Here is a 23,959-nt window from a genome sequence, read left to right as displayed (position 1 = left end):
GGTGCATGATGAGACTAGCTCCGCAGGGAAGGCCCGCCTTACGAAAGTTAACAATGGTCATACACGCCGTGAGTTTTTGACAAAAGCAGCGGCGACCGTCGCGACGGCTACGGCTGTGACTGATGCGGCGCATGCGGACCGGTCGGAAGCGGCTGGCAGTGTCGGCGAGAGTATGATGATGACCATCTTCTTGAGACACGATGAGACGAAAACGCTGGACGAGATCAATGCTCATTTGACGAAAACAGGATTCCAGAAGAACTTTCCACCGCAGGGGGTGGAGGTAGTTTCCTGGTATGTGGTGATGGGAATCGGGCAGGTCGTGACATTGCGATTTCCAGCCTCGCGGCTCCGCGAAATCAATCTTCAGATTGAGCATGAGGCATGGGGAGCGTTTCGAACCGAGTTTTATCCGACCTATGATTACCGCCCGGTGTGGGAAGCATCGCGCAAGAGCGGTCAGTGAGATTCATCAATGGACGATCAGAGCGTTTCCGAGTTTACGGACGATACGCGTGACCCGGCGGTCCGAGGATTTCTGCACCGTCCGGCAAAGGCTTCGGGAGATGGGCTGGTACTGACCCACGGTGCGGGTGCGAACTGCGAATCTCCTCTGTTGAAAGCGCTCGCCGAGAAATTTTCCAAATTGGGAATGACCGTGTTGCGGAGCGACATGCCATTCCGCCAAAAGCGCCCGAGTGGGCCTCCGATGAGGGGCAGCGCCGAACGGGATCAGCAAGGTTTGCAATCGGCTGTTGAGGCGATCAGGCGTGTTGTCCCGGGAAGAGTGTTTTTGGGCGGACATTCCTACGGAGGCCGTCAGGCGACCATGCTCGCAGCATCACACCCCGAGATTGCAGATGGGTTATTGCTGCTTTCGTACCCGTTGCACCCACCCAAAAAGCTCGACCAGCCGCGGACAGGTCATTTCCCGAAGCTCAGAACACAATCGCTTTTTGTGCAGGGCTCACGTGATGGAATGGGAACCAGCGAGGAGATGCAGAGGGTGTTACTTCTGATACCAGGCAGGACCGAACTGATAAACGTTCAGGGGGCCGGGCATGAATTGATCAGGTCAAGCACGGCTGATGTGATTGTGGAGCGAATTCAGTCGTCTTTTTCAAGCTTTTTCGGAGCTTTAGAACCGCACTGAGTAACTGAAATGCACGCCCACAGTCGCGTTTGCAATCCCGCGAGTGGCAAAGAGCGTTGTGGGAATGTAGTCCTTTAGTTCTAGTTTTGTCACTTTCGACGTGTACCCTACAAGTGCTATATTCTTTTCACCGACAAGTCACTGATTGTGTTTACTCAATACGCACGACTTGTGACCATTGTTAGAGGTCATGTCCCCCCGTTGACCGCGAGTGTCGGTTATTTTGTGACGTTAGTAGGATGTAACAGAAGCTAGGTCGCGGGAGTGGTCTGTGCGACGGGCGGAGCTATGGGGTAGGAATGTAAGCTGCTGATTCGGCTTCGACACCTCATAGCAGATCATGTCGCCTAAAGGAACTCCCGTGTATGTTGAGACTGCGATGCGATTCGACCGGGACCACTCTGGGCTGTAGTCAGGGACTGTTGAGAGTTGTAGCGAAGTCTACTGCTCGCTTGCTGTAACGAAAGTGAAAATGACGACCATACTAGTTTTCGCTGTAGTGGCTTCCACAACATTATCTTTGGTCACGAATGCGGTCATTCGTTGGTTGGCAAGTAAATACGGATGGTCCGCAGGGCCACGCTCTAAAAGGCATATTCACCGGAAGCCAATTCCTCGCTTTGGGGGCGTGGGGATTTTCGTCTCGTCATTAATCGCTGTCGCGGGGGCGTCCTACTTCGTTGCAGGTTGCATTCCGAAATTTGTGCTGGCCACGCTGATTCCTGCATCTGCCATGTTCTTGATCGGATTGTGGGACGATATACACCCGTTGTCGGCGAAGTTAAAGCTCCTGGTGCAGATCGGTTGCGGCATAGCGCTGTTTCAAGCTGTTCGAGGCACTCCTCTTGGGGAGTCGTTTTGCGGCCATGGGCCGCTCGTGTTATTGCTCGCGTCTGTCGGTTGGACCGTAGTTGTCAGCAACTCCATCAACCTGATCGACGGAATCGATGGCTTGGCGGGTGGTACTGCGGCACTCTCTCTCGCCGCAGTTGCGATACTCGCGTTCAGAGCAGGTCAATGGGGAGTGGTGCTCATCTCAGCCATCCTAGTGGGTGCGATCCTGGGATTCTTGCGATTCAACATCAATCCAGCAAGCATGTTTTTGGGCGATGGTGGCAGTCTGTTCCTTGGGTTCATGATCAGCGCCCTCGGACTGTCCTGGAGCGGATCTCACGCGGCAACGGCTACCGTAGTCGTTGCAGTTGCGATTCTCGCGCTACCTCTTGCAGAAACGGGAGTGTCTGTAAGTCGTAGGTTCTTGAGCGGGCGCCGAATATTCGAACCAGATCGGGAGCACATCCACCACAAACTGCTCGATAAGGGATTCTCGCAGAGGCAGACGGCGCTGGTTCTTCACTCCGTTTCCATTGTTTGCGGCCTCGCCGGAATTGGAATCGCTACCGGGCACATCGTGGTCAAAGTCGTATGCTGCATTGTGCTGCTTGCAGTTCTTGTGATTGGTGTGGTCTCTCTCGGCTACATGGAGTTCCGAGAGCTTGGTCGTCTGTTCTTTAGGATTCTTGAGCAGCGGAAGGTGCTCGCAAACGACGTTGCGTTGAGACACATAGCCCACAGAATCGAAAAGTCGGGATGCTTAGCGATGATCGGGGATGAGTTGGCGAACTCGCTTAAGCAAATGGAGTTCGATGGTTTTCAGCTGGTTTTCAATTCATCTATGATTAAAGGAATTCCTGGTTGCAAGTCTAGATCCCACTTCATGAAGTGGGGATACACGCAGGAGACGCGCTCATTTGATCCTGCCTGCTTCAGGGTTGGATTCGACCTGAACAGCGAAATACATGGAAAGCTCGGGTGGGTGATTCTCTCCCGTAGGCTGGATCGAGAGCATGTGTTGTTCGATTCCAATGTGCTACTTGCTGAGCTTCTTCCTGCGATCGTTTCAGGCTTGGAGCGCTGCATGGAGGGAACGTGCACGCAGAATGCCGCATCGAAGGCGATCTCCCCCGATTTCATCACGCCCTTGACTCCACAGCCGATTGGACTGTCGTCGACTGTTGCCGCTTCCAGCCTCTTATCTGTTGAAGTGCACTGCAATAGCGATAAGGCATCAGAAGGTTCCTTCGGACTGGGATCACTCCCGAGACAGTCATTCACGTCATAAGGGCTCGAGGGATCTCAAGAAAACATATGGTTAGTAAGCTGGGGGACCGGTGTTGTTAAGACTCTCGAGTATCTTGTTGTTGTCGGCCCTATTCTGCGGACAAATACCGGCGCAGGTGCAATCGGATACCGACTCTGCCAAGAAAAGTGACACCCAATATAGCCAAGACAGCGTTCTCGGCGATGCCAAGCGGTTTGCATTGAATGTCGTGGATGATCAGAAGTTCATTTGGACAAGTCCGTTCCGATTGAAGCTTCAAGATGCTAGCTGGTTGGTGCCAATGGCCGGGATCTCGACTGGCCTGATCATGACAGACCGAACCTCATCTCACGAGGTCGTCCGCAACGGACACCAGCAGCTTAGCAACGATTTCTCAAATGTCGGTGTTGGGGTCCTGGGCTTGGCAGCCGGTTCCATGTATCTAAGTGGTCTCCGCACCGGGAATAGCCAACTGCGGGAAACGGGACTGCTCTCCATGGAAGCCGGAGTCGATGCGCTTGGGGTGGACGAAGCAGTGAAGTACGCTTTCCGCCGCCAGCGACCTTTGGACGCAAATAGCACCGGGCGCTTCTTTCAATCAAGCGGTGGTTCCTTTCCTTCAGCACATGCTGCAACAGCCTTTGCGATGGCCACGGTTATTGCGTCGCAGTATCCCGGCCCCATGACAAAATTGCTGGCTTACGGAACCGCAGCAGGCGTGAGTTTCGCGAGAGTAGGCGCGCGCCAGCACTTTCCTGCTGATGTGCTGGTTGGCGGCACGATGGGATACCTGATTGGCCGCAGCGTTCAGAAACGCCACCACGATCCTTCGCTTGACCGCTTTGGGACCTTCGAAAGATTAGAATCGCCGCTGCCAATTTCGAGCCTCAGTTCGACCTACATAGAACTAGACAGTTGGATTTATCCGGCAATCGAACGTCTGGCCGCAGAAGGAGTAGTTCGCCGCGACTACATGGGATTGCGACCCTGGACACGGTTGTCTGTGTATCAAATGCTCGCTAGCGTTGATACAACGTCGCTCGACAAGGAATCGGCCGCATTGGTGAACGGCTTGTCGCAGGAGTTGGACGCAGAAGCGGAGTTGGACTCAGGAAAGCTGAATCGCGGAATCGAAATCGACGAGATATACAGTCGCACGCAGTACATCTCCGGCACGCCTCTGAACGACGGCTTCCACTTCGGGCAGACACTTGCAGACGATTTCGGCCGTCGCTATGGTCGGGGCTGGCAGCAGATTAATGGATTCCAGGCGCGGGCGGAGCAGGGGCGATTCTCGTACTATGTGCGCGGGGAATATCAGCATACTCCGGCTATTCCTGCTTATTCGGGCGACATCGCCCAGATTATCGCCACTCAGGACAACATCCCCGTACAGAGTTACTCTCCCAAGCAGGCCTCGAACTCATTTCGACTGCTCGACACATACGTCTCGATGCATCTGCTAGGACACGAAGTATCGGTCGGCAAACAGAGCTACTGGTGGGGTACGGACGACAGTACGGCTATGATGCTGAGCAACAACGCAGAGCCGTTCTATTCGCTCAGGATCAATCGCACGACCCCGTTGTACATTCCGTTACTGTCGCGGATAACCGGACCTTTCCGCTGGGACAATTTCTTTGGCAAGCTGTCAGGACACCACTTTCCGAGCGAAGCCTTTTTCTATGGACAGAAGATTAACTTCCAGCCGACGAAAAATCTGGAGTTAGGCTTTTCGCGTGATGCCGTCATCGCAGGTCACGGCCCGGGAGGCTCGCCGCTGACGCTGGGCAACTTCTGGAAAAGCTTCACGAGCACTTCGAGCGGAACCTACGTTGACGGCACGCACAACGTGCTCGGGATGCGGCATGCGAATTTCGATTTTCGATATCGGGTACCTAAGCTAAGAGACTGGGTGACGATCTACGCAGACACTGCGCTTCATGATGATGTTTCCCCAGTTGCTGCTCCGCAGAACGCTGTAGTGACACCGGGCATCTATCTTGCGAAAATACCAGGTATTCCGAAATTGGATTTGCATGTCGAAGGCGGGACGACGGATACAACAGATCGTCGGGCCAAGGGCGGGAAGCTGTACTACTACGAGGGCGTTTACCGCGACGGCTACACAAATAAGGGATACTTGCTAAGTTCCTGGCTGGGTCGCGAAGGAACGGGCGGGCAGGCATGGGCGACGTACTGGCTCAGTCCGGAAAGCGCGTTGGTGTTCGGGTACAGAACGCTTAAGGTTTCGCAGTACTTTGTGCCCCAGGGAGTGAGCCAGACCGACGCCTACGCCAAGTTGCATTACAAGTGGCGCAACGGATTTGCGTTGCAGTACCTGTTGCAAGCGGAGCGCTGGAATGCTCCAGTGCTGGTCTCCACGCCACAGATTAATGTCGTTAGTCAGATTCAGATTTCATTTCGTCCGAGCAATTGGGGTCTTCCCAGACGGTGATTAAAGATAAAGTGAATAAAACCGCGTTACACGAATTCAGCAACCGTTTACTACTGGCAAGCGCGCTAGTGTTGGGTGTCACCACAGGAGCGGCCCAGACGGCACAAATGTCCGATCAGATGACGTCGCAGGTCCCGGCTATGCAGGGCTCTGCTGCTAAAGCGCCGCAAAACGCATCCGGGACAACCCTCCCTAGCCCGACAACGATCCGGGTTGATGAAACGACAGCCATCGAGCCGACCATCAAAGGAACAGATCGCGGCCCTGCTGCGATGCAAGTGCCTCCGGAAGCCCCCACTGAATTCCAATTGCTCGTCGAGAGCTCTGTTGGGAAAAGATTGCCGTTGTTCGGATACAACTTGTTCCAAGGTGTCCCAAGCACGTTCGCTCCGCTCGACCATATTGCTGTTCCCGCAAATTATGTGATCGGACCAGGTGACGAACTGCTAATCCGCGCATGGGGCCAGATCGACGTAGATGCCAAGGTGAAAGTTGATCGCAATGGGCAGATCTACTTGCCGAAAGTGGGCTCGGTTTCCGTTGCTGGCGTTACGTACGAGCAGTTGCCTGACCATCTGAAGGCAGCGGTTGGACAGGTGTTTCGGCATTTTGAGTTGAGGGTTACCCTGGGACAATTGCGCTCGATTCAGGTTTTCGTTGTTGGCTATGCGCGGCGCCCGGGCACGTACACGGTTGGTTCGCTGAGCACATTGGTGAACGCAGTATTCGCGTCGGGCGGCCCATCGATCCATGGATCAATGCGGCACATACAGTTGAAGCGCGGTGATCGTGTAATCACAGACTTCGATATGTATGATCTACTGCTCAAGGGAAACAAGTCGAAGGACGTGGTTTTATTGCCCGGAGATGTGATTTACATTCCGGCTCGCGGTCCTCAGGTTGCGATCACGGGCAGCGTAAACTTTCCCGCGATCTATGAGCTGAGTGGCACCGCGACGTTGGGCGAAGAACTGGATATAGCGGGCGGTTTGAGTAACGTTGCTGATGGCCAACGCGTGGTGGTGGAGAGGATTGAGAATCGAACCACACGCAAGGTGGATGAGTTCACGCTCGATGCAGCCGGACTTACGCACGAGCTGCGCGACAGCGACCTGGTTCGTGTGTTCTCAATTTCTCCGCGATTTGAGAATGCCGTAACTCTGCGTGGAAACGTGGCCGAACCTGGTCGCTATCCGCTGCGTCCCGGAATGAGGGTCCGTGACCTCATCCCAAACAAGGAATTCCTTCTGACTCGCGGGTTCTGGAACATGCAGAACTCGACGGGCACTCCTCAGGTTGCAGGTTTTCGGACGGAGACACGTACCGGAGTGGAGAGTGATCGCCAGACTGATACGGGATTGGGATCGTCGGGAGAAATGAATCCCGAACTGCTTAATTCCCAATCGAGGGCGTCGATAGATCGCCAACCGGATGTAGTCCGCCAAGCGGATACATATGATCCAGCCGAGACATATAGTCAAGCGGAGCGTAACCGTCGACGTGCTTCTCTGGATACAAACTGGCATGCTCAGTCATCAATTGTTTCTGGACAAGGTGAGTTGCGCAATGATGTGAAACGCAGCGCGCCAGATATCAATTGGGACTATGCAGTTATTCAGCGTTTGAATCCGACTGACCTTTCTACAACTCTCATCCCGTTTAATCTTGGCAAAGCGATTCTGGAAGCTAGTGAGCAAGACAACATCCTGCTTCAACCTGGTGACGTAGTTACCATCTTCTCTCAATACGACATCGCAGTATCAAACGAGCACCAGTCGAAATTTGTGAAGCTCGAAGGAGAGTTCAGGGCGCCTGGCGTTTACAAGGTGAACCCGGGAGAGACTCTACATTCGCTTATCGCACGCGCAGGCGGCTTAACGGAGAAGGCGTTCATCTTTGGATCGCAATTCACGCGCGAGTCTGCGCAGAAACAGCAGCAGGCAAGCTTGGATCAGCTGGTTCATCAGATGGAACTGGAGTCGCAACGCCAAGCGTTGAACCTGAATCGACTTTCCCAGGATCAGCAGGGAAACCTCACAGCCCAAATGGAAGCGCAGCGTGCGTTGGTTGGCAAACTTCGCGATGTGAAGGCGACTGGACGCATTGTGCTTGAGATTGCGCCGGATAGAACGGGCGTGGATGCGTTCCCCGACATCGAGTTGGAAGATGGTGACGACCTGCTCGTGCCGCACACTTATTCCATGGTGAATGTGGTTGGAGCTGTTTACAACCAGCAGTCACTCTTGTATCGCCAAAGCCGCAGAATAGGTGATTATCTTAAGCTGTCGGGCGGAGGCACACGGGATGCGGATATGAAATACCTTTTCGTGATTCGGGCAGACGGAAGCGTTCTGAGCAGGACAAACACTTCTGGTCTATGGTCAGCCGGAATTGGTTCGATGCGCGTGATCCCGGGAGATACCATTGTGATTCCAACCCGCCTCGAACAGGGAGCGCTGATGAGGAGCATCAAAGATTGGTCGCAGGTGATCGGCCAGATCGGCTTGGGCGCCGCAGCGATCAACGTTCTTAAATAGCAATCCGCTTAGCTCCAACACAGAAAATCCGGCGGCGGTGCATCAATGCATCGCCGCCGGTGTCAGTTTCAGACTCGATTGATATCCCATCCAAGCCTTTTTCACAGACGCGCCGAACGCGCTTTAGGTGCTGGCATTGCGCGAAGACGGGCAAACATCTTTTAGTATGGTGGTGCGGCGAAGAGCCCACTCCATGCTTGGTTCTTTAAGTCATCAAAGCTGATGCACAGCTGATGCTTCGGTGCTGCGACCCTATGGTGCGCGGTTCGACCTATGAGAGCACCTTCGCTCCGTCTATTCACGCATGTGCCTCATACGTGGGCCCCTCGGACTGAACTCGAGCAAGCGTTATGCATTCTGAAAGAGAGAATTCTGCACAGGCTGGCAGTCGCTTGGCTGTGACTACGTCGCTTGCAGCTCCTGTCGCGTCAGTATGTTTCAAGGCGGCACGCTTCGGGGCCTAAAAGACTCTCTGAGTTTACGAAGTCCACTAAACGCGATGAATGACGACTCGTCGGCTGTGAGTGGATGTCGAAGACGTGCGCACGGAACGTGACCTCTCGCGCTCCGGCACTCAGAGCTGGCCATTGATTACTGCGGCGCTCCCCATTTGCGCTTTGGAATGATTCCGGCATGGCTTTTGTAAACGCAGAGAAGGGCTGGCCGATTAGGCCAGCCCTTGATGTCCGGTGAGCGAAGCTTACCAGATTGTCAGTTTAGCGTTGTCGACCCACTCATGGTATCCACCGCCCGTGGCGTTCACATCGAGCTGCCACTGCACACCGACGTTCGAAGACCATCCCAGGTACTTCGCAGGCTGGGTTTGGTTCAGGTTGTAGACGTTACCGTCCACCACAAGGGTCTTGTAGGTGTATGTGTGATTGGTGTGGTTCGTGGTCATGTACCACTGGATGTGATGCCATGTTCCGGCCGAGAACTTCTGGCAGGGGATCGTGGTGTGCAGCCATTGCTGCGTGTACTCATTCCATGTATCCCACACGCGAGCAGCATAGTTGCACTGTGTCCCAATCATGTAGTTGTAGCCACCCACGAACTGGAAGGCGTCATACTCAAGCGACTGCGCGTAGTTAGCTGCGTTGTTGTCCACCTGGACGTAATAGTCCCAGAGGAAGTTGGTCGCGCTGTCGTTCGAGCCAAGGTGCTTCCACCAGAGAGCATTGCCCCAGACTCCGTCATGGTAGATCTCCATGCTGCGACCGTCCATCGAAGGCGAGCTCTGGTCGAAAGCCTGCCAGTAGGAGCCTGCTCCGGTGCCGCCGGCGCATGCCGCTGAGTCGCAGGAACCCCATCCGGTCGTCATTTCCTCAATCTTGCTGAAGACTTTTGCTGTAGAGGGCGGGGTGGGAAGACCTGTCGAAGGCGTCGTTGTCGGATTGGTGACGCTGGCAGTCACCGTCTTGTCGCCGTAGGCTCCGGTGGAATCCCATGCACGGATGACCAGGGTATGCGTTCCCACAGAGGCATTCAGGCTCGTGCTGATGCTGTTCGAGGCGGGACCGGTATAGACGTCATTGCTATCCATATACACGTGCCATCCAACGATGGGGTGCGAGCTTGAGGCCGACGCGGCGACTTTCAGCGGGGAAGTCGAACTTACGGTCGGAGACGTTACCTGGACCGAAACACCTGCGGTTGCAGCTGCGACAGTTGTCTGAAGGTATTTGTCTCCGAAGGCGCCCGTCGAATCCCACGCGCGGATTACGACTTGATGCGTTCCCTGTGAGGCGCTGATGTAGGTGTCGATGGTCCCGGTCGCGGGTCCCACGTAAGAGTCATTATTGTCGACGTACACATGCCATCCGGCGATTGGGTGTGAACTAGCCGCCGTCGCGTGTACGTGAATGGGGGAGTTCACGGTGGAGTAGGCTATTGGCGAAGTCGCGTTAACCGAAACTTGCGCAAACGCTGAAGCCGTTAGTAGGCAGAGGGCTCCGAGCAGGGTCTTATTCATTAGATCCTCAAATACGGAATTTGCCAGCTCGTTTTAATTCGCCCTACCGAGCAGGGGGCTGACACATTCAATATCGAGCAACGTCGCTGCTTTCTTGCGCAGCAAAAACCCTGAGGATTACGAGATAAGAGCCGTAGGTGTAAGGGGGATCACTTGGAATGGGGCATGTTCAACCTATAGTGAGAACTTCAGTGCATGCAGTAAGTCCGCATGTGGTGTAGCACTTCAGATTGAACGGACGGGGTCGATAGCTGCCGCAGATCACCGATATGCGGCAGCTCGGATGAAGCTCAGCCTTGATCGGTAGGGGTGCCGATTACCTCTTCGATCGCCATAACGAGAAAGGGATACTCGAACGGTTGATCGTGGCGTGTTCCGTTTATGAAGAAAGTAGGGGTGCCATTCACTCCGCTGCGCACGCCGCCACTGAATTCCGAACGGACGCGTTCCTCGAAAAGTTTTTCTTCCAATGCCTGACTGAGTGCCGCGGGGGTGAGCTGAAGCTTTCGTACGAGTTCCAGATAGAGCTCGCCTCCAAGTCTCTCGTGATTCTCGAACAGCAAGTCATGCATCTCCCAGAACTTGCCGTGAGCCGCTGCGAATTCCGCGGTTTCGGCGGCCGATTCGGCGTTGGGGTGTGATTCGCTGAGCGGAAAGTTGCGATATACGAACCGAAGGTGATCGCCGAAATGGCTCTGCAATCGCTTCACAATGCTGTAAGCTCGCGCGCAATGTGGGCATTCGTAGTCGCCATACTCGACCAGTGTGACTGGTGCATTCTCCGGCCCTTGCGCATGATCGTCGTGCGTAACTGGTACTTTGAGGGCGGCCATAGGCTCCTACTTAGGAAGGTTCTCCAAGGCTTCGAGGATCCCGTCAGCGCCGGGGTTAACGCGAATTGGTGATAAATAGCTCCAAGTGATCACACCATCTTTGTCGATGACAAATAAGGCACGTTCGCAGATACCATCCGCGGGGCGATATGCACCGTACTCACGAGCTACAGCCCCTTTCGGTTCGAAGTCCGAAAGCAGCTTGAAATGAAGATTTCGCTGCTCGGCGTAGGCTTTGTGAGACCACGGGCCATCAACCGATACACCCAATAACTCGGCTCCGAACTTCTTGAATTCGGGCAGAACTTCGTTGTAAAGCCCAATCTGGTCACCGCACGTCGGACTCCAATCGGCAGGATAGAAGGCAAGAATTACCGGCTTGCCCCGCAGGCTGCTGAGCGAGACTTTTTCTTGGGGCGATGAAGGCAAAGTGAAGTCGGGTGCTTTGGTTCCTGGAGCAAGCAGGCTGGAAGCTTGAAACTCATTGTTGGTCGAGACTGCCATATCGTCCTCCACGTCGAAAAATGAGGGCTCCTTCGGTCGGAGCACAATTGTGCTTGTTGAATGGATGCAGTAGGACTCCAGGAGGCGCGTTTTTTCTGAACTTCGGTTTTGTGGGCGGGAATTCAGGAGTGCGCTGATGTGAGCTGTTCAAGTAAACTGAATGGCAAATGAATTCAGGTATCGAAAACATCCGCAAACACGGCAGCCGAATTGTGGCCGAGGGCGCACACATGCTCCCGGCCGCTTCCTTGATGATGGCCGAGGGGCTGATCGAGTCTCTCGACGATCTGAATAAGCCCTTTGTCACGGTAATCAATTCGTATACGACGCAGATTCCTGGCCACGCGCATCTCGACAAAATCGGCGCGATCGTACGCGACGAACTGAAGGCACTGGGATTCAACGTTTGGTATGCGAATGTAGGTGGCGCAGTTTGCGATGGCATCGCAATGGGCCACTACGGCATGAAGTACTCGTTAGCTTCGCGCGAACTGATTGCGGATGAGATCGAAACCATCATTGGCGCGCATCCGTGCGACGCATGGATCGGCATCGCCAATTGCGACAAGATCGTTCCCGCGATGTACAACGCCATGGCACGCATCAATATACCAGCCGTGTACTTGAGTGGCGGGCCCATGCTTGCAGGGCCGGGCGGTACCGACCTGATCACCGTCTTCGAAGGGGTGGGCAAGCACAGCGTTGGCAAGATGACCGAAGGCGAATTGCGTGCGCTGGCTGAGAAGGCATGTCCAGGTTGCGGAAGCTGCGCTGGAATGTTCACGGCGAATTCCATGAATTGCCTTGGCGAGGTTCTGGGCATGGCTGTGCCGGGCACGGGAACTATTCCCGCTGAGCGTTGGACGGATAACACCTACACACAGACCGAATTGAATCCCGAGAGAGTTGCTCTCTCGAAGCGAGCGGCGCACGCGTTGAAGCACTGCCTCGAGAAGAACGTTCGTCCGCTGGACATCATCACCGAGCAGGCACTCACGAACGCGTTCGTGCTCGACATGGCCATGGGTGGCTCGACGAACACGATTCTCCACACGCTCGCACTGGCTCACTCGGCCGGAATTCCCTTTGACCTGAAGCGCCTAAATGAGATTTCTGCGCGCACTCCGAACATCTGCAAAGTTTCGCCAAGTCGTCCTGAGGTTCACATCGAGGATGTGCATCGCGTGGGAGGAATTCCGGCGATTCTCAAAGAACTGACAAATCTCGGCTCGGATGAACTCAAGCTTGATGTGCAGACAGTTGCGGGCAAGCTTGCGGACGCTGTTTGTATAGCGCCGGATGCTGATGGTGACGTTATTCGTCGGGTAGAGAAGCCATTTTCGAATACCGGCGGGCTGGCTGTTCTGTTTGGAAATCTCGCACCAAAGGGTGCCGTTGTGAAAGTCGCTGGCGTGCTGCCAGACATGATGGAGTTTGAGGGCACAGCGAAGATATACGAATCGCAGGAAGACGCACTGCGTGGCATTCTGGCCGGGGAAGTAAAAGACGGCGATGTCGTCATCATTCGCTATGAAGGTCCACGCGGGGGGCCGGGTATGCAGGAGATGCTCTCTCCGACTGCAGCCATCGTCGGCGCAGGCATTCGCGCTGCTCTCATCACGGACGGACGCTTCTCCGGGGGCACGCGCGGGTTGTGTATTGGTCATGTTTCGCCCGAAGCGGCTGCGGGCGGACCAATTGCTGCCGTTCGAGAGGGTGATCGCATTTACATCAACGCAAAGACCTGCGAACTCAAGTTGAAGGTGAGCGACGCCGAACTTGAAGAGCGCTTGAAAGCGCTGCCCAAGTTTGAGCCGAAGGTAAAGCGCGGATGGCTGGCTCGATATCTGCTGCACGTAACGAGCGCCGATACCGGAGCGGTGTTTGAAATATAGCGAATAGTGTGACCCGGTGAAATATTGCGCAACAGGCGTGCGCTGAATCACGGCGTGCGCTTCGCGCTTTGCGTAGTGTTCTGCAGTACGGTCTGGCGGCGAGGTTCTGTGGAACGCAAGTTCGCGGCCAGCAAAGTAGTCTTTCGACGAAAGGTTCCCTCATGGCCGCCGAAGCCGAAACAAAGTCACTCCCAGCAAACGCCTACAAGCCTCTGGCGCAAGACGAAGTGTATTGCCCTATTATTCCTGCGCCTGCCCGCGAACCGGAACTGACGTGGCGCTCGATCTTTTGGGGCACGTTCCTGTGCGTTATCTTCACGATCGCTTCCGCTTACTCAGGATTGAAAGTCGGCCAGGTGATGGAAGCCGCGATTCCCATCTCCATCCTGGCGATCGGGCTGACGAGAGCTTATGCGCGGCGTTCTTCAGTTTTGGAGAACGTGATCATCACCGCGATTGGCGGATGTGCGGGTGCGGTCGTGGCCGGAGCTATCTTCACTCTCCCCGCGCTCTACATTCTGAAGCTCGATCCGAAGCCGGTGCAGACCGTTTGCATCTGCGTCGCTGGTGGCTGTCTTGGGGTGCTGTTCCTCATTCCACTGCGCCGTTACTTCGTGCGTCAGATGCACGGGGTGCTGCCTTATCCAGAGGCGACGGCGATCACCGAAGTTTTGGTGACGGGCGAGAAGGGCGGTTCGCAAGCAAGGCTGCTGCTTGAGGCGACGCTGATCTCGGGAGTCTACGACTTCTTCGTCACTACCTTCCAGGTGTGGAAAGAAACGGTTAGCTTCCCGTGGGTCCCGATTGTGAAGACGCTGGGCGTGAAAACGCGCATGGCACTCAGCTTCGACGCGATCAGCTTCATCCTCGGGCTTGGATATGTGATGGGCTTGCGCAGTTCGCTGATCCTCTGCGCGGGCGGCGTCATGACGAACCTAGTGCTGGTTCCGCTGGTGTTCTTTGTGGGGCAGCACGTTGTTGGCACGGTTTATCCGGGAACGGTTCCTATCAGCGATATGTCGGCTGTTCAGATCTATCGCAGCTATGTGCGTTTCATCGGTGTGGGCGCAATTGCAACGGCTGGAATCTTCGGCATCTTCAAGAGCCTGAGGATTGTTGCTGGCTCGTTTGGCATCGCTCTCAAGGCGTTCCATCGTGGTGAAGATCGCAATGTGGAACGCACGGATCGCGATGTTCCGATGATTTCGATCCTGCTCGGCGTGGTTGTGAGCGCACTTGTCGTTGCAATGCTGCTGGGGAGCCTCAAGGCATCTTGGTCGGTGGTTGGCCTTGGCGTGCTGCTTACGGTGGTGTTCTCCTTCTTCTTTGCCTCTGTTGCGGCAAACGCCATTGCCACCACGGCGCGAAATCCTGTGAGCGGCATGACGATGCTGACGATCATCATCTCGTCGATCGTGCTGTTGCGGTTCGGAGTTTCGGGCACGACCGGCATGTTCTTTGTCATGGCAATTGCCGGAATGGTGTGCACCGCGCTGTCCGTCAGTGGGCAGACCATCACCGACCTGAAGACAGGGTATTGGATCGGTTCGACTCCCGCCGCGCAGGAGAAGGTGAAGTTCATCGGCGTAATTGCCGCATCCCTCGCCGCCGGCCTAACGATTGTGATGCTGGCCAGCAAATTCCAGTTTGGCGAGGCGCTGCCGGGCGATCTGCGTCCGGTGCTAGTCTCGCCTCAGGCATCCATCATGAAAGCGCTCGTCGAAGGCTTCATGAGCCGACAGCCGGTAGCGTACCTTCTGTTCGGCGTGGGTGCCATGATCACGATTGTCATGGAAATGCTTGGCCAACCCTCGCTCATCTTCGCGCTGGGCATGTACCTGCCGCTTGAGTTGAACACTCCCGCGCTGGTCGGCGGTTTCCTGTCGCATTTGCTGAACAAGAAGGCGGAGAAGCAGGGCGGCGACGCGGGGCGGAGCATTCGTGAGCGCGGCGTGATCATTGCTTCGGGATTGATGGCGGGCGGTGCTCTGGGCGGAGTATTCGGGGCGGCCTTACGGTTATTCCCGTGGTATCGAGAAGAGCTGATCAGGACGCCGTGGTACGAGACGCTGTCGATATCGGAATCCATCTCGGCTTTGATGTTCGTGGCGCTATGTGGATATGTGTGGTTCAGTTCGGTTAAGAAAGCAAAGCAGTAGGGAGGGGAAATGGACGCAGCAGGACGCTATTGCGCAGATGCAGTAATCGGGATCGATACTCTGTGGGGCGGAGACGTGATGTGCCCTTCGGGGACAGGGCGCTTCATCGCGGACTCATGGTTTAGCGACGATCCCTTGCCGCTTGCGTACACCACTCCGGCGGGGGCGCGTGTGCGAGAGAGCGGCGGCGTTGGCGCAAAGCAGATTGATCGCGAGGCGGTCGAAGCCTATCTGAAGGAAGTTGACCTGCCTTCGGCGATTGCCGGTCTGAAGAGCGAAGCACAGAAGGTCGGCGGCCTTCGTGGAAAGTATCTTGCCGGGCTCGGAGAATCGCTCGAAGTGATGTGGGACCTTGCCATGGAAATGCTGGGCAAGGGGCCCAAGGTTCCTTACGAGCGTTGCGTGCTGGCTTCTTCCGGACGGATGCCTGAGCCTTCGGACCCAACGGCAAAACGCGATCGTGTTGCCGAGCTACTGGGGCGCGCAGGTCATTCATCGCACGATGATGTTTCACTGTTGAGCGCAGTAGATTCGTGGCGAAAAGATCGCGTTACTCCAATGGCCAGTGTGCGCACCTTGAGTTCTGCTGTGATCGCGTACTTCGACCAACACAGCGCAAAGCACCTCTCGCCGTATCTGCCGAAGGAACTGTTCAATGTCCCGAAAGCTAACATCGACTTCCTGCCTATCAAGGACGCCTGGTTCTCGGGTTCGATGAACTATGTGGGACGCGCCCGGACCGCGAAGGGCGAGCCGGAGTACGAAGCAACTTACGAGATCAATGCTTCGCTTCAGATTTCGGTGCCTGAGTTCTATCAGTTGATCAGCCACGAAGTTGTTCCCGGACACGTCACCACATTCGCCTACCTGCAGAACATGTACGTGCGCGGATTGGCGGGATTTGAATCCACGGTGTTGACCATGAACACTCGTGCAGCAGCGCTGTTCGAGGGGATTGCGAATAACGCCATTCTGATTGCGCATGGCGTCACCGAACTTGATCAGCTTCCGGATGAAGACATGCAGATTGGTGCCTTGCTTGCTCTCCTCCAAGATGACGCGAAGAATCAGTCGAGCTTCCTAACCTGGGGAGAGGGCAAGCCGCAGGAAGAGGTTGCGCAGGTGCTCCGCCACGACTTCCTAGTCAGCGAAGAGCGCGCCGACAAATTGAGCGGTGCCTGGGGACAACATCCCCTGCTGGGACGCATGTATCTTCCGGCGTATCGAGCGGGCACTGAGAAGGTTGCGGAGTGGCGCAGAAAGTATCCAGCCGAGAAAGTTCTTCCTGTGATCTACGGCTGCAAGGGCATTGTGGATGTGTGCACAGCCGAAGAGGTTATTCAGGGTACAATCTAGTTATAAGAATTACGATACGAAAAGGATCGAAATGCAATACCGCAATTTTGGAAAGCTCGACTGGAAAGTGTCCGCGCTCGGATTTGGCTGCATGCGTTTCCCCACGACGGATGGGGATCGGATGAGCCCGAACATCGATGAGGCCGAAGCCATCCGCATGCTGCGACATGCAATAGATAGCGGCGTAAATTACGTGGACACGGCTTATCCTTATCACAGCGGCCAAAGCGAAGTCGTTGTTGGCAAGGCGCTGCAGGATGGATATCGCGACAAAGTAAAGCTCGCGACGAAAATCCCCGTATGGGAGGTCACAAGCTCCGCGGATTTTGATCGTTTGCTTAACGAACAACTGCACAAGCTGCAAACCGACCACGTCGACTTCTACCTGCTGCATTCGCTGAACAAGAGCCGCTGGCACGACGTCGTGCTGAAATATGATTTGCTGGGGCAAGCGGCAAAGGCTCTTGCCGATGGACGCATTCGCCATCTCGGCTTCTCGATGCACGACGACTACGAGAGCTTTGAAGAGATTGTGAATGGAAGCGATCTTTGGACGTTCTGCCAGATCCAGTACAACTACATGGACATTGAGAATCAGGCTGGTACGCGCGGTCTGAAACTGGCAGCCAGCAAGGGGTTGGCAGTCGTGATCATGGAGCCACTGTTGGGAGGGCGACTGGTCGATCCGCCGAAGAATGTGCTTGAGTCTATGGAGCAGTTCCCGGTGCGGCGCGCACCGGCTGAGTGGGCTCTACATTGGTTGTGGGATCAGCCTGAGGTTTCGGTTGTGCTGAGCGGCATGTCTGATATGACGCAGGTGGAAGACAATCTGAAGTACGCCGGCGCGTCGAAGCCTGGGGCATTCAGCGAGGAAGATCATAAGTTGATCGCGAAGGTTCGGGATATGTATCGCGCCCGCACGCCGATCCCGTGCACAAAATGCAGCTATTGCATGCCATGTCCAACGGGTGTGAACATTCCGACAAACTTCGACTTTTTCAATCACGCTCACCTGTTTGACGATGTCGCGGGAGCGCGATTCCGCTACGAAGTGTTCCTCACTCCAGATCAGCGGTCGGGTTCGTGCATCGCGTGTGGTACGTGTGAGGCGCTTTGTCCACAGAGCATTCCGATTAGCGAGTGGATGCCGAAGGTCACGGCATTGCTGGCGTAATCAAGGGCAACAACGAAAAAGGCATCGCCTTGGCGGTGCCTTTTTTTTATTCTGAGCTACTACTCACCGAGACAAGCAACGATTGCCTCAATCACGCGCTTCGTCTCCTGTACATCACGCACTTGGATCGAGAGCACTCCCGCAGCTTTTGGCGGATAGTCATTCCCACCGGGAAAGATTGCGTCTCCGATGAAGATCATTTCCTCAAGTGCGATGCCGAGGATATCGCGAAGTTTATAGATGCCGTAGGCTTTGTCGATACCGGGCTTAGTCACGTCAATGGAGGTGGTGCCACCCATGCCAACCGAGAACTCGGGGATGTAGCCATCAAGCAGAGCTTTGATCTTTGTCCGCTTAGCGAAGTCGGGATCCCACGTCTGCTTGGCTGAGAGGGGCGCCTTCTGCCCGAGTGCAGAAAATGTGATCTGACTGCCGCGGTCCTCGATGATCTCTCCCCAGACCTGCTCCGGTTTGAAGCCAGTCAGTTCAAGGGCACGGTTCATGGACGTGATGATCTTCTGTTTCTCATCGGCGGTGAAGTCTTCGGAGTAGAGCTTCGTCCAGCCACCATTGAACTGGAAGAATTTTGTCCCGCAGGTAGGAAGCAGCAGCAGGTTGTGCATGCGTTCGCCACCGGGAAGCTTGGCGACAAGTTGCTTATCAAACTGTGGCCAATCGCCACCGGAAATCACGGCAACTTTAGCAACGCCGAGCAGGTCATTCAGCAGGACGGACATCTCAGAATCCAGAGCCGATTTGCTTTCGGCGAGGGTGCCGTCAAGATCAAATACGATCAACTTCTTCAAGACTTCATCCACCTTTTCAGACGTGATCTGTTTTGCCCAATCTTAAATCATTGTGTCTGGTTTTAGACACGGATGCTCGGCGCGGGTCGGGTTCTGCGGTACACTTTGGCCCGTGGACGAGATCGGGATGTCAGAGCGAATTGCGGCGATGCTGCAGAGGATTGTGCGTGCCTTTCGGGGTCTGCGCCGCAGCAGGCCTGCTCATCTGCGAACCGGGCGAAAGGGTGAGGACATCGCTTATCGATACTTGCGTCGACATGGGTATGTGATGGTTGCCCGCAACTGGCGTTGCAAGGGGCGCAGAGGAGAGGTGGACCTGATTGGATGGGAAGGGAAGACGCTCTGCTTTGTTGAGGTGAAGACGCGAAGCAGTCGCGGCTTTGTTCCTGCTGAGATGGCGGTAGACAGAGCCAAGCAGTCGGAACTGCGCGGCATGGCAGCACTGTTCCTGCGGACTCAGCGCCACTGTCCGCAGTTCCGGTTTGATGTTGTCAGTGTCTATCTCGAACCCGGTCACAAACCAGAGATCGAGCTTTTCAAAGATGCCTTTCCAAGGCGTAGTATGAGTGAAAAGCGCCGCTTTTCGCTGTAGCCGGCGCAAGGGGAACGAGTGTGCCAGAACTTAGAAAAGATCCCATAGTCGGACGCTGGGTGATTATTTCTACAGACCGTGCCAAGCGACCTAGTGATTTCGCGCGCAGTAAGGTCGTGCAGAAGGGCGGATTCTGTCCTTTCTGTCCGGGGAACGAATCCAAGACGCCTTCCGAGGTGCTAGCCTATCGTCCAAACTCGAATGGCAGCGGGCAGAAGAACGCTGCTGGGTGGACGGTGCGAGTTGTGCCCAATAAGTTTCCTGCGCTTGGAATTGAAGGTACTCTCAACCGCCAAGCCGAAGGCATGTTTGACAAGATGAATGGCCTCGGCGCGCATGAAGTCATCGTCGAGACACCGGACCACTCGCTTCATCTTGCGATGCAGCCACAAAAGAACATTGAAAGTGTGCTCTGGGCATGGCGTGACCGCATAGTCGACCTGAAGCAGGATCGCCGCTTCAAGTACATCATGATCTTTAAGAACCACGGTGAAGCTGCTGGCGCTACGCTGGAGCATCCGCACGCTCAATTGATTGCGCTGCCCATCGTGCCTAAGCACGTGAGTGAGGAGCTAGACGGAGCGCGCCAGTATTTTGTGATGAAAGAGCGCTGCATCTTCTGCGACATCATGCGGCAAGAAATGGAGAATCCAGTTCGTATCGTGAGCGAAAACGATGACTTCCTGGTCTTCGCGCCGTTCGCGCCAAGGTTCCCGTTTGAGACCTGGATCTTCCCTAAACGCCACGAGTCGGCGTTTGAAAATCTCTCGTCGCATCAGATGGTAAATCTCGCGGCAGCATTGAAGCAGTTGCTCATGAAGAGCGAGGTGGCCCTCGATAGTCCTGCGTACAACTTGGCTCTGCACACCGCGCCTGTGCAGGAAACCTCGCTTGAGTACTACCACTGGCACATCGAGTTCATCCCGAAGTTGACCAATACGGCGGGATTCGAATGGGGCACCGGGTTCTACATCAATCCGACACCGCCCGAAGAAAGCGCAAAGTTCCTGCGCGAAGCAGAAATTCCCTTCGGGCTCCAGCGTGTGAGATAACTCCTAAGTTCGAGAAACGAGCAGGAGGTCACTCCTGCTCTTGTTGTCTGCAGAGAGAGTTGATGGACGATCAGGACCGCGATCTGACGAACGAGCGCGAGAACGAGGAACGCGCTTCACAGCCACTCGAGACCGTTGCAGCCAGTGAACCTCTTTCGCCTCAGGTCGGGGGCACCAGCGGCGACATGCCCAAGATGGCTCGCGCGTTGCGCAACCGCGACTTTCGCTGGTTCTGGTCAGGTAACTTTCTCTCGAACATTGGAACATGGATGCAGAATGTCGCCATGGGCTGGTTGGTGTTGCAGCTTGCAACCCAGAACGCAGAGTTCTGGCTCGGGTTGATTGGCTTCGCCTCCAGCGCACCGATGCTTGCGTTCTCACTGCTCGGAGGTGTGATTGCGGACCGCGTAGACCGCCGTAAGTTAATGCTCGTCACACAGTCTGCAATGATGATCTTTGCCTTTGCTTTGTGGGGTGTCACAGCCACTCACCGCATGACCTTGCCCCTGCTCGTGTTGTTGTCGTTTACGACAGGAATCGCAATGGCGCTCAACAATCCGAGCTACCAGGCACTCGTTCCACAACTTGTGCCACGCGAAGACCTCGCTAATGCCATCGCGCTCAACGCTGCCCAATTCAATATGTCACGAGTTGTAGGGCCAACTCTCGGCGGCTTTGCAATGGCATGGTTCGGAGTGCAGGGCAATTTTCTGCTGAACGCGTTGAGCTTCGTTGCGGTGCTGATCGCGCTCATGCAGATCAGCTACCCGCCTCTGTATGCCGCAGAGAAGAACACCATGTGGGAGGACCTTAAAGAAGGCCTGAGGTATGTTTTCGATCGGAAGGATTTGTTCACTCTGCTCTCGATGACGGCCGTGGCCTCGGTGCTCGTGATCCCGTATGTCACGTTCATCCCGCTTTTTGCGAAACAGATACTGCACTTGGACGAGCGCGGGTTTGGCTTGCTGATGGCAGCCAATGGGGCCGGAGCTTTCCTTGCGGCGGTCACCATGGCTTTCACTCATAACGTGAAGCATCGCGGGCGAGTGGTGTTCCGCTCATCGATTGCGTTCTATGCTTTTGTAGTGTTCTTCGCTGTCTCGCGCAACCAATGGCTGAGTGCCCTGATGCTGGTCTGCACGGGGTATTCGATGATCCTGATGATCGCCACAGTGAACGTCATGTTGCAGCACTTGTCGGAGGACAAAATGCGCGGTCGAGTAATGAGCATCTACGCTACTGCGTTCCTGGGCTTTGCCCCGCTAGGCAGTCTGATGGCTGGTTCACTGGCCCAAACGCTCACCGCACCAATATCGATTGCCGGAATGGCATTCTGCGCAATCGTAATCAATAGCGCGATCTACAAACTTAATCCCGAACTCGGAGCACTGCTGTCATAGCCTACGACTCATGCGGCATGGACCGTCGAGGGCTTGTTTAAATTTGCGCTCGCGGCAGGTCTCGCTGCCATATTCGCAAGCTCCGTGAGTCCAAGCTTTTCCTTCAGCGCAGGCAGTGCTGCGCGCATGGACTCCTCGCCAATGGCGATCAGTTCATCAGTTCGCGCAAAGTCGTCATAGGCAAATCCATCCACGTTGGGTTGCAACAGGAGATCTGCATCCTTTACCCATTGAAGACTCATACGCACTTGCGCAATGGTGAAGCATTGGCCTATGACGTCGAAAAAATGTCGCGGTGCTCCCGGCTGAGTCCAGCGCGATTTCAGCTGGACGCCCAGCACGCAATCGATCCCCATCTCCTTCAGAGGCGTGGTCGGCACTTCATAGCTCAACATGCCGTCTACGTGGAGGACTCCGTTGATTTCTACCGGGGTAAACATCCCGGGATAGGCACAACTCGCGCGGATAGCGTCCGACATACATCCTGTGCGGAAGATGGCTGGCTGCCCACTGATCAACTCGGTTGCAACCACAATGAGCGGAGTGCGCAATTCGGAGAAGTCCTTACAGGGGCAAGTTCGCCCGAGCAGCGTAGCCAGCCGCTCATTTGAGCAGAAGCCGCCTCGGTTGAGCGTCCAACGGGCAAAGTCCTTGAACCGAAGTCGTCGGCCAATTGCCGCCAACTCCGACGCTGGAACGCCACTGCAGAATCCAGCTCCCATGATTGAGCCGGAACTCGTCCCAGCTATTGCCGTAATTGGAATCTGCTCTTCCTCTAGAACCTTGAGCACGCCGATGTGAACCATCCCGCGTGCGAACCCTCCCCCGAGTGCTACGCCCAGAGTGCGCCGGGGTGGAACAACGTCTGTCTGCGGTGCGCTGCCGCTCAATTCGCGGAAGAACACCTGGACAGAGCGCGCCACTTGGGCCAGCTGATGTATGCGCATGGTTTCCTCTCCGTAGTAGTCCGTCAGCCGAAGGGGAAATTGCGCCCCATGGGAGGCGGTGTCCCATTGGATTCGTCGTAATTCATTCCGAGTTGTAGTGTCTCGTAATCCGACCTTATTAGCCGTCCCCAAATACGTCGAGCGCCACACGATATGTGTTCGCATGTGCTTCGACGGTGGCTTCGATGGGGTCACCGTATCCGCCGCCAAGTGTGACAACCACCGGAATACTCTTTTGGAGGCAGTTTGAAAGCACGAATCGGTCACGCCTGCGCAGACCTTCATGAGTCAGGGCCAGCCGCCCCAGTCGATCACAGGCGAGTCCGTCCACGCCTGACTGATAGAAAACAATCTGAGGCTTCCATGCAAGCACAGTCTCCAAGGCTGTCTCGAGAGCCGTCAGATACTCATCGTCACCAGTCGCGTCCTCCAGCTCCACATCCAACCGCGACCGTTGCTTGCGAAAAGGGAAGTTCTTCCGGGCGTGCAAAGACAGCGTGAAGACTCGCGGATCATCTTCAAAGACCTGCGCCGTGCCGTCGCCCTGATGAACGTCGCAGTCGACGACCGCGACGCGATCCAGTTGCTGCTCGCGCATCAGCCAGCTTGCAGCGACAGCAATGTCGTTGAACACGCAAAATCCCGAGCCTTCGCTTCGGAAGGCGTGGTGTGTGCCTCCAGCTAGCACTCCTCCGTACCCATGCTCCAGTGCGACAGCAGTGGCGGCTAACGTACCTCCAACGCTGCAGAGCGTGCGTCTCACGAGCGATTGTGACCAGGGAAACCCGATTCGACGAATCTCCTGCGCTGTCAAGGTGCCAGACAGGAAGCCATTCACGTAAGCAGGATCATGTACATGCTCGATTGTCTCTGGAAGGGCGGGGCTAGCCGGACTCAGAACGTAACGGCCATCTAGTTCCAAGGACCTGCGAAGCAGGCCATATTTGGTGATCGGAAATTTATGCCCGGGCGGTAGCTCGAGTTGGTGATGGTCACAGTAGAAAAGGCTGCGGGGCATGA

General features: G+C 55.5%; 18 protein-coding genes. 12 read left to right on the top strand and 6 right to left on the bottom strand.

Annotated features, from left to right (window positions below):
* Nucleotide 1: 1 nt before the first annotated feature.
* From AC6IZD_RS10375 to AC6IZD_RS10355, 5 genes are all read left to right on the top strand, one after another.
* Nucleotides 2–466 (top strand): twin-arginine translocation signal domain-containing protein, encoded by a 465-nt coding sequence (locus tag AC6IZD_RS10375; protein ID WP_497783230.1) that lies wholly within the window; start codon nt 2–4, stop codon nt 464–466.
* A gap of 9 nt (nt 467–475) precedes the next feature.
* On the top strand, nt 476–1,153 hold the full coding sequence (locus tag AC6IZD_RS10370; RefSeq protein WP_497783229.1) for an alpha/beta hydrolase family protein: 678 nt from the start codon (nt 476–478) through the stop codon (nt 1,151–1,153).
* Between the two features lie 472 nt (nt 1,154–1,625).
* Nucleotides 1,626–3,275, top strand: a complete 1,650-nt coding sequence (locus AC6IZD_RS10365; RefSeq protein ID WP_497783228.1) for a glycosyltransferase family 4 protein — start codon at nt 1,626–1,628, stop codon at nt 3,273–3,275.
* A 79-nt stretch (nt 3,276–3,354) separates the two neighbouring features.
* The gene (locus tag AC6IZD_RS10360) at nt 3,355–5,712 is read left to right on the top strand and encodes a capsule assembly Wzi family protein (protein WP_497783227.1); all 2,358 of its coding nucleotides are present in this window, start codon (nt 3,355–3,357) and stop codon (nt 5,710–5,712) included.
* 107 nt (nt 5,713–5,819) lie between these two features.
* Complete coding sequence (locus AC6IZD_RS10355) at nt 5,820–8,249, top strand: SLBB domain-containing protein (RefSeq protein WP_497783225.1); 2,430 nt, start codon at nt 5,820–5,822, stop codon at nt 8,247–8,249.
* 700 nt (nt 8,250–8,949) lie between these two features.
* Here the strand turns inward: AC6IZD_RS10355 and AC6IZD_RS10350 are convergent.
* The 3 genes from AC6IZD_RS10350 to AC6IZD_RS10340 all read right to left on the bottom strand — a co-directional run bounded on the left by AC6IZD_RS10350 (nt 8,950) and on the right by AC6IZD_RS10340 (nt 11,558).
* Nucleotides 8,950–10,221 carry a hypothetical protein gene (locus tag AC6IZD_RS10350; RefSeq protein ID WP_497783224.1) on the bottom strand — a complete coding sequence of 424 codons (1,272 nt, stop codon included), beginning with the start codon at nt 10,219–10,221 and terminating at the stop codon, nt 8,950–8,952.
* Between the two features lie 290 nt (nt 10,222–10,511).
* Nucleotides 10,512–11,054, bottom strand: coding sequence for a DsbA family protein (locus AC6IZD_RS10345; RefSeq protein WP_497783223.1), 543 nt, complete (start codon nt 11,052–11,054; stop codon nt 10,512–10,514).
* Between the two features lie 6 nt (nt 11,055–11,060).
* A complete protein-coding gene (locus tag AC6IZD_RS10340; RefSeq protein WP_497783222.1) occupies nt 11,061–11,558 on the bottom strand; it encodes a redoxin domain-containing protein in 498 nt (165 codons plus the stop codon).
* A gap of 167 nt (nt 11,559–11,725) precedes the next feature.
* Here AC6IZD_RS10340 and ilvD point away from each other — a divergent pair, with 167 nt between their 5' ends.
* The 4 genes from ilvD to AC6IZD_RS10320 all read left to right on the top strand — a co-directional run bounded on the left by ilvD (nt 11,726) and on the right by AC6IZD_RS10320 (nt 18,142).
* The gene (gene ilvD / locus AC6IZD_RS10335) at nt 11,726–13,453 is read left to right on the top strand and encodes a dihydroxy-acid dehydratase (RefSeq protein WP_497783221.1); all 1,728 of its coding nucleotides are present in this window, start codon (nt 11,726–11,728) and stop codon (nt 13,451–13,453) included.
* Nucleotides 13,454–13,614: 161 nt separating this feature from the next.
* On the top strand, nt 13,615–15,612 hold the full coding sequence (locus AC6IZD_RS10330; protein WP_497783220.1) for an OPT family oligopeptide transporter: 1,998 nt from the start codon (nt 13,615–13,617) through the stop codon (nt 15,610–15,612).
* Between the two features lie 9 nt (nt 15,613–15,621).
* A complete protein-coding gene (locus AC6IZD_RS10325) occupies nt 15,622–16,968 on the top strand; it encodes a hypothetical protein (protein ID WP_497783219.1) in 1,347 nt (448 codons plus the stop codon).
* Nucleotides 16,969–16,999: 31 nt separating this feature from the next.
* On the top strand, nt 17,000–18,142 hold the full coding sequence (locus AC6IZD_RS10320; RefSeq protein WP_497783218.1) for an aldo/keto reductase: 1,143 nt from the start codon (nt 17,000–17,002) through the stop codon (nt 18,140–18,142).
* 59 nt (nt 18,143–18,201) lie between these two features.
* Here the strand turns inward: AC6IZD_RS10320 and AC6IZD_RS10315 are convergent, their stop codons facing one another.
* Nucleotides 18,202–18,948: an HAD-IIB family hydrolase gene (locus AC6IZD_RS10315; RefSeq protein WP_497783217.1), complete on the bottom strand. Its 747-nt coding sequence runs from the start codon at nt 18,946–18,948 to the stop codon at nt 18,202–18,204.
* A gap of 127 nt (nt 18,949–19,075) precedes the next feature.
* Here AC6IZD_RS10315 and AC6IZD_RS10310 point away from each other — a divergent pair, with 127 nt between their 5' ends.
* From AC6IZD_RS10310 to AC6IZD_RS10300, 3 genes are all read left to right on the top strand, one after another.
* Nucleotides 19,076–19,540: a YraN family protein gene (locus tag AC6IZD_RS10310; protein WP_497783215.1), complete on the top strand. Its 465-nt coding sequence runs from the start codon at nt 19,076–19,078 to the stop codon at nt 19,538–19,540.
* Between the two features lie 20 nt (nt 19,541–19,560).
* Nucleotides 19,561–20,592: a galactose-1-phosphate uridylyltransferase gene (gene galT, locus AC6IZD_RS10305; protein WP_497783214.1), complete on the top strand. Its 1,032-nt coding sequence runs from the start codon at nt 19,561–19,563 to the stop codon at nt 20,590–20,592.
* A gap of 62 nt (nt 20,593–20,654) precedes the next feature.
* Complete coding sequence (locus AC6IZD_RS10300; protein ID WP_497783213.1) at nt 20,655–21,992, top strand: MFS transporter; 1,338 nt, start codon at nt 20,655–20,657, stop codon at nt 21,990–21,992.
* An 8-nt stretch (nt 21,993–22,000) separates the two neighbouring features.
* On the opposite strand, the gene AC6IZD_RS10295 is transcribed toward AC6IZD_RS10300, so the two are convergent.
* Nucleotides 22,001–22,939 carry a patatin-like phospholipase family protein gene (locus tag AC6IZD_RS10295; RefSeq protein ID WP_497783212.1) on the bottom strand — a complete coding sequence of 313 codons (939 nt, stop codon included), beginning with the start codon at nt 22,937–22,939 and terminating at the stop codon, nt 22,001–22,003.
* A 118-nt stretch (nt 22,940–23,057) separates the two neighbouring features.
* Nucleotides 23,058–23,957 carry a histone deacetylase family protein gene (locus tag AC6IZD_RS10290; RefSeq protein WP_497783211.1) on the bottom strand — a complete coding sequence of 300 codons (900 nt, stop codon included), beginning with the start codon at nt 23,955–23,957 and terminating at the stop codon, nt 23,058–23,060.
* Nucleotides 23,958–23,959: the final 2 nt, after the last annotated feature.

This window comes from Koromonas humicola, assembly GCF_059726255.1.
The sequence above is the reverse complement of the archived record's forward strand: the minus strand, read 5'-3'. Positions and strand labels throughout refer to the sequence as shown.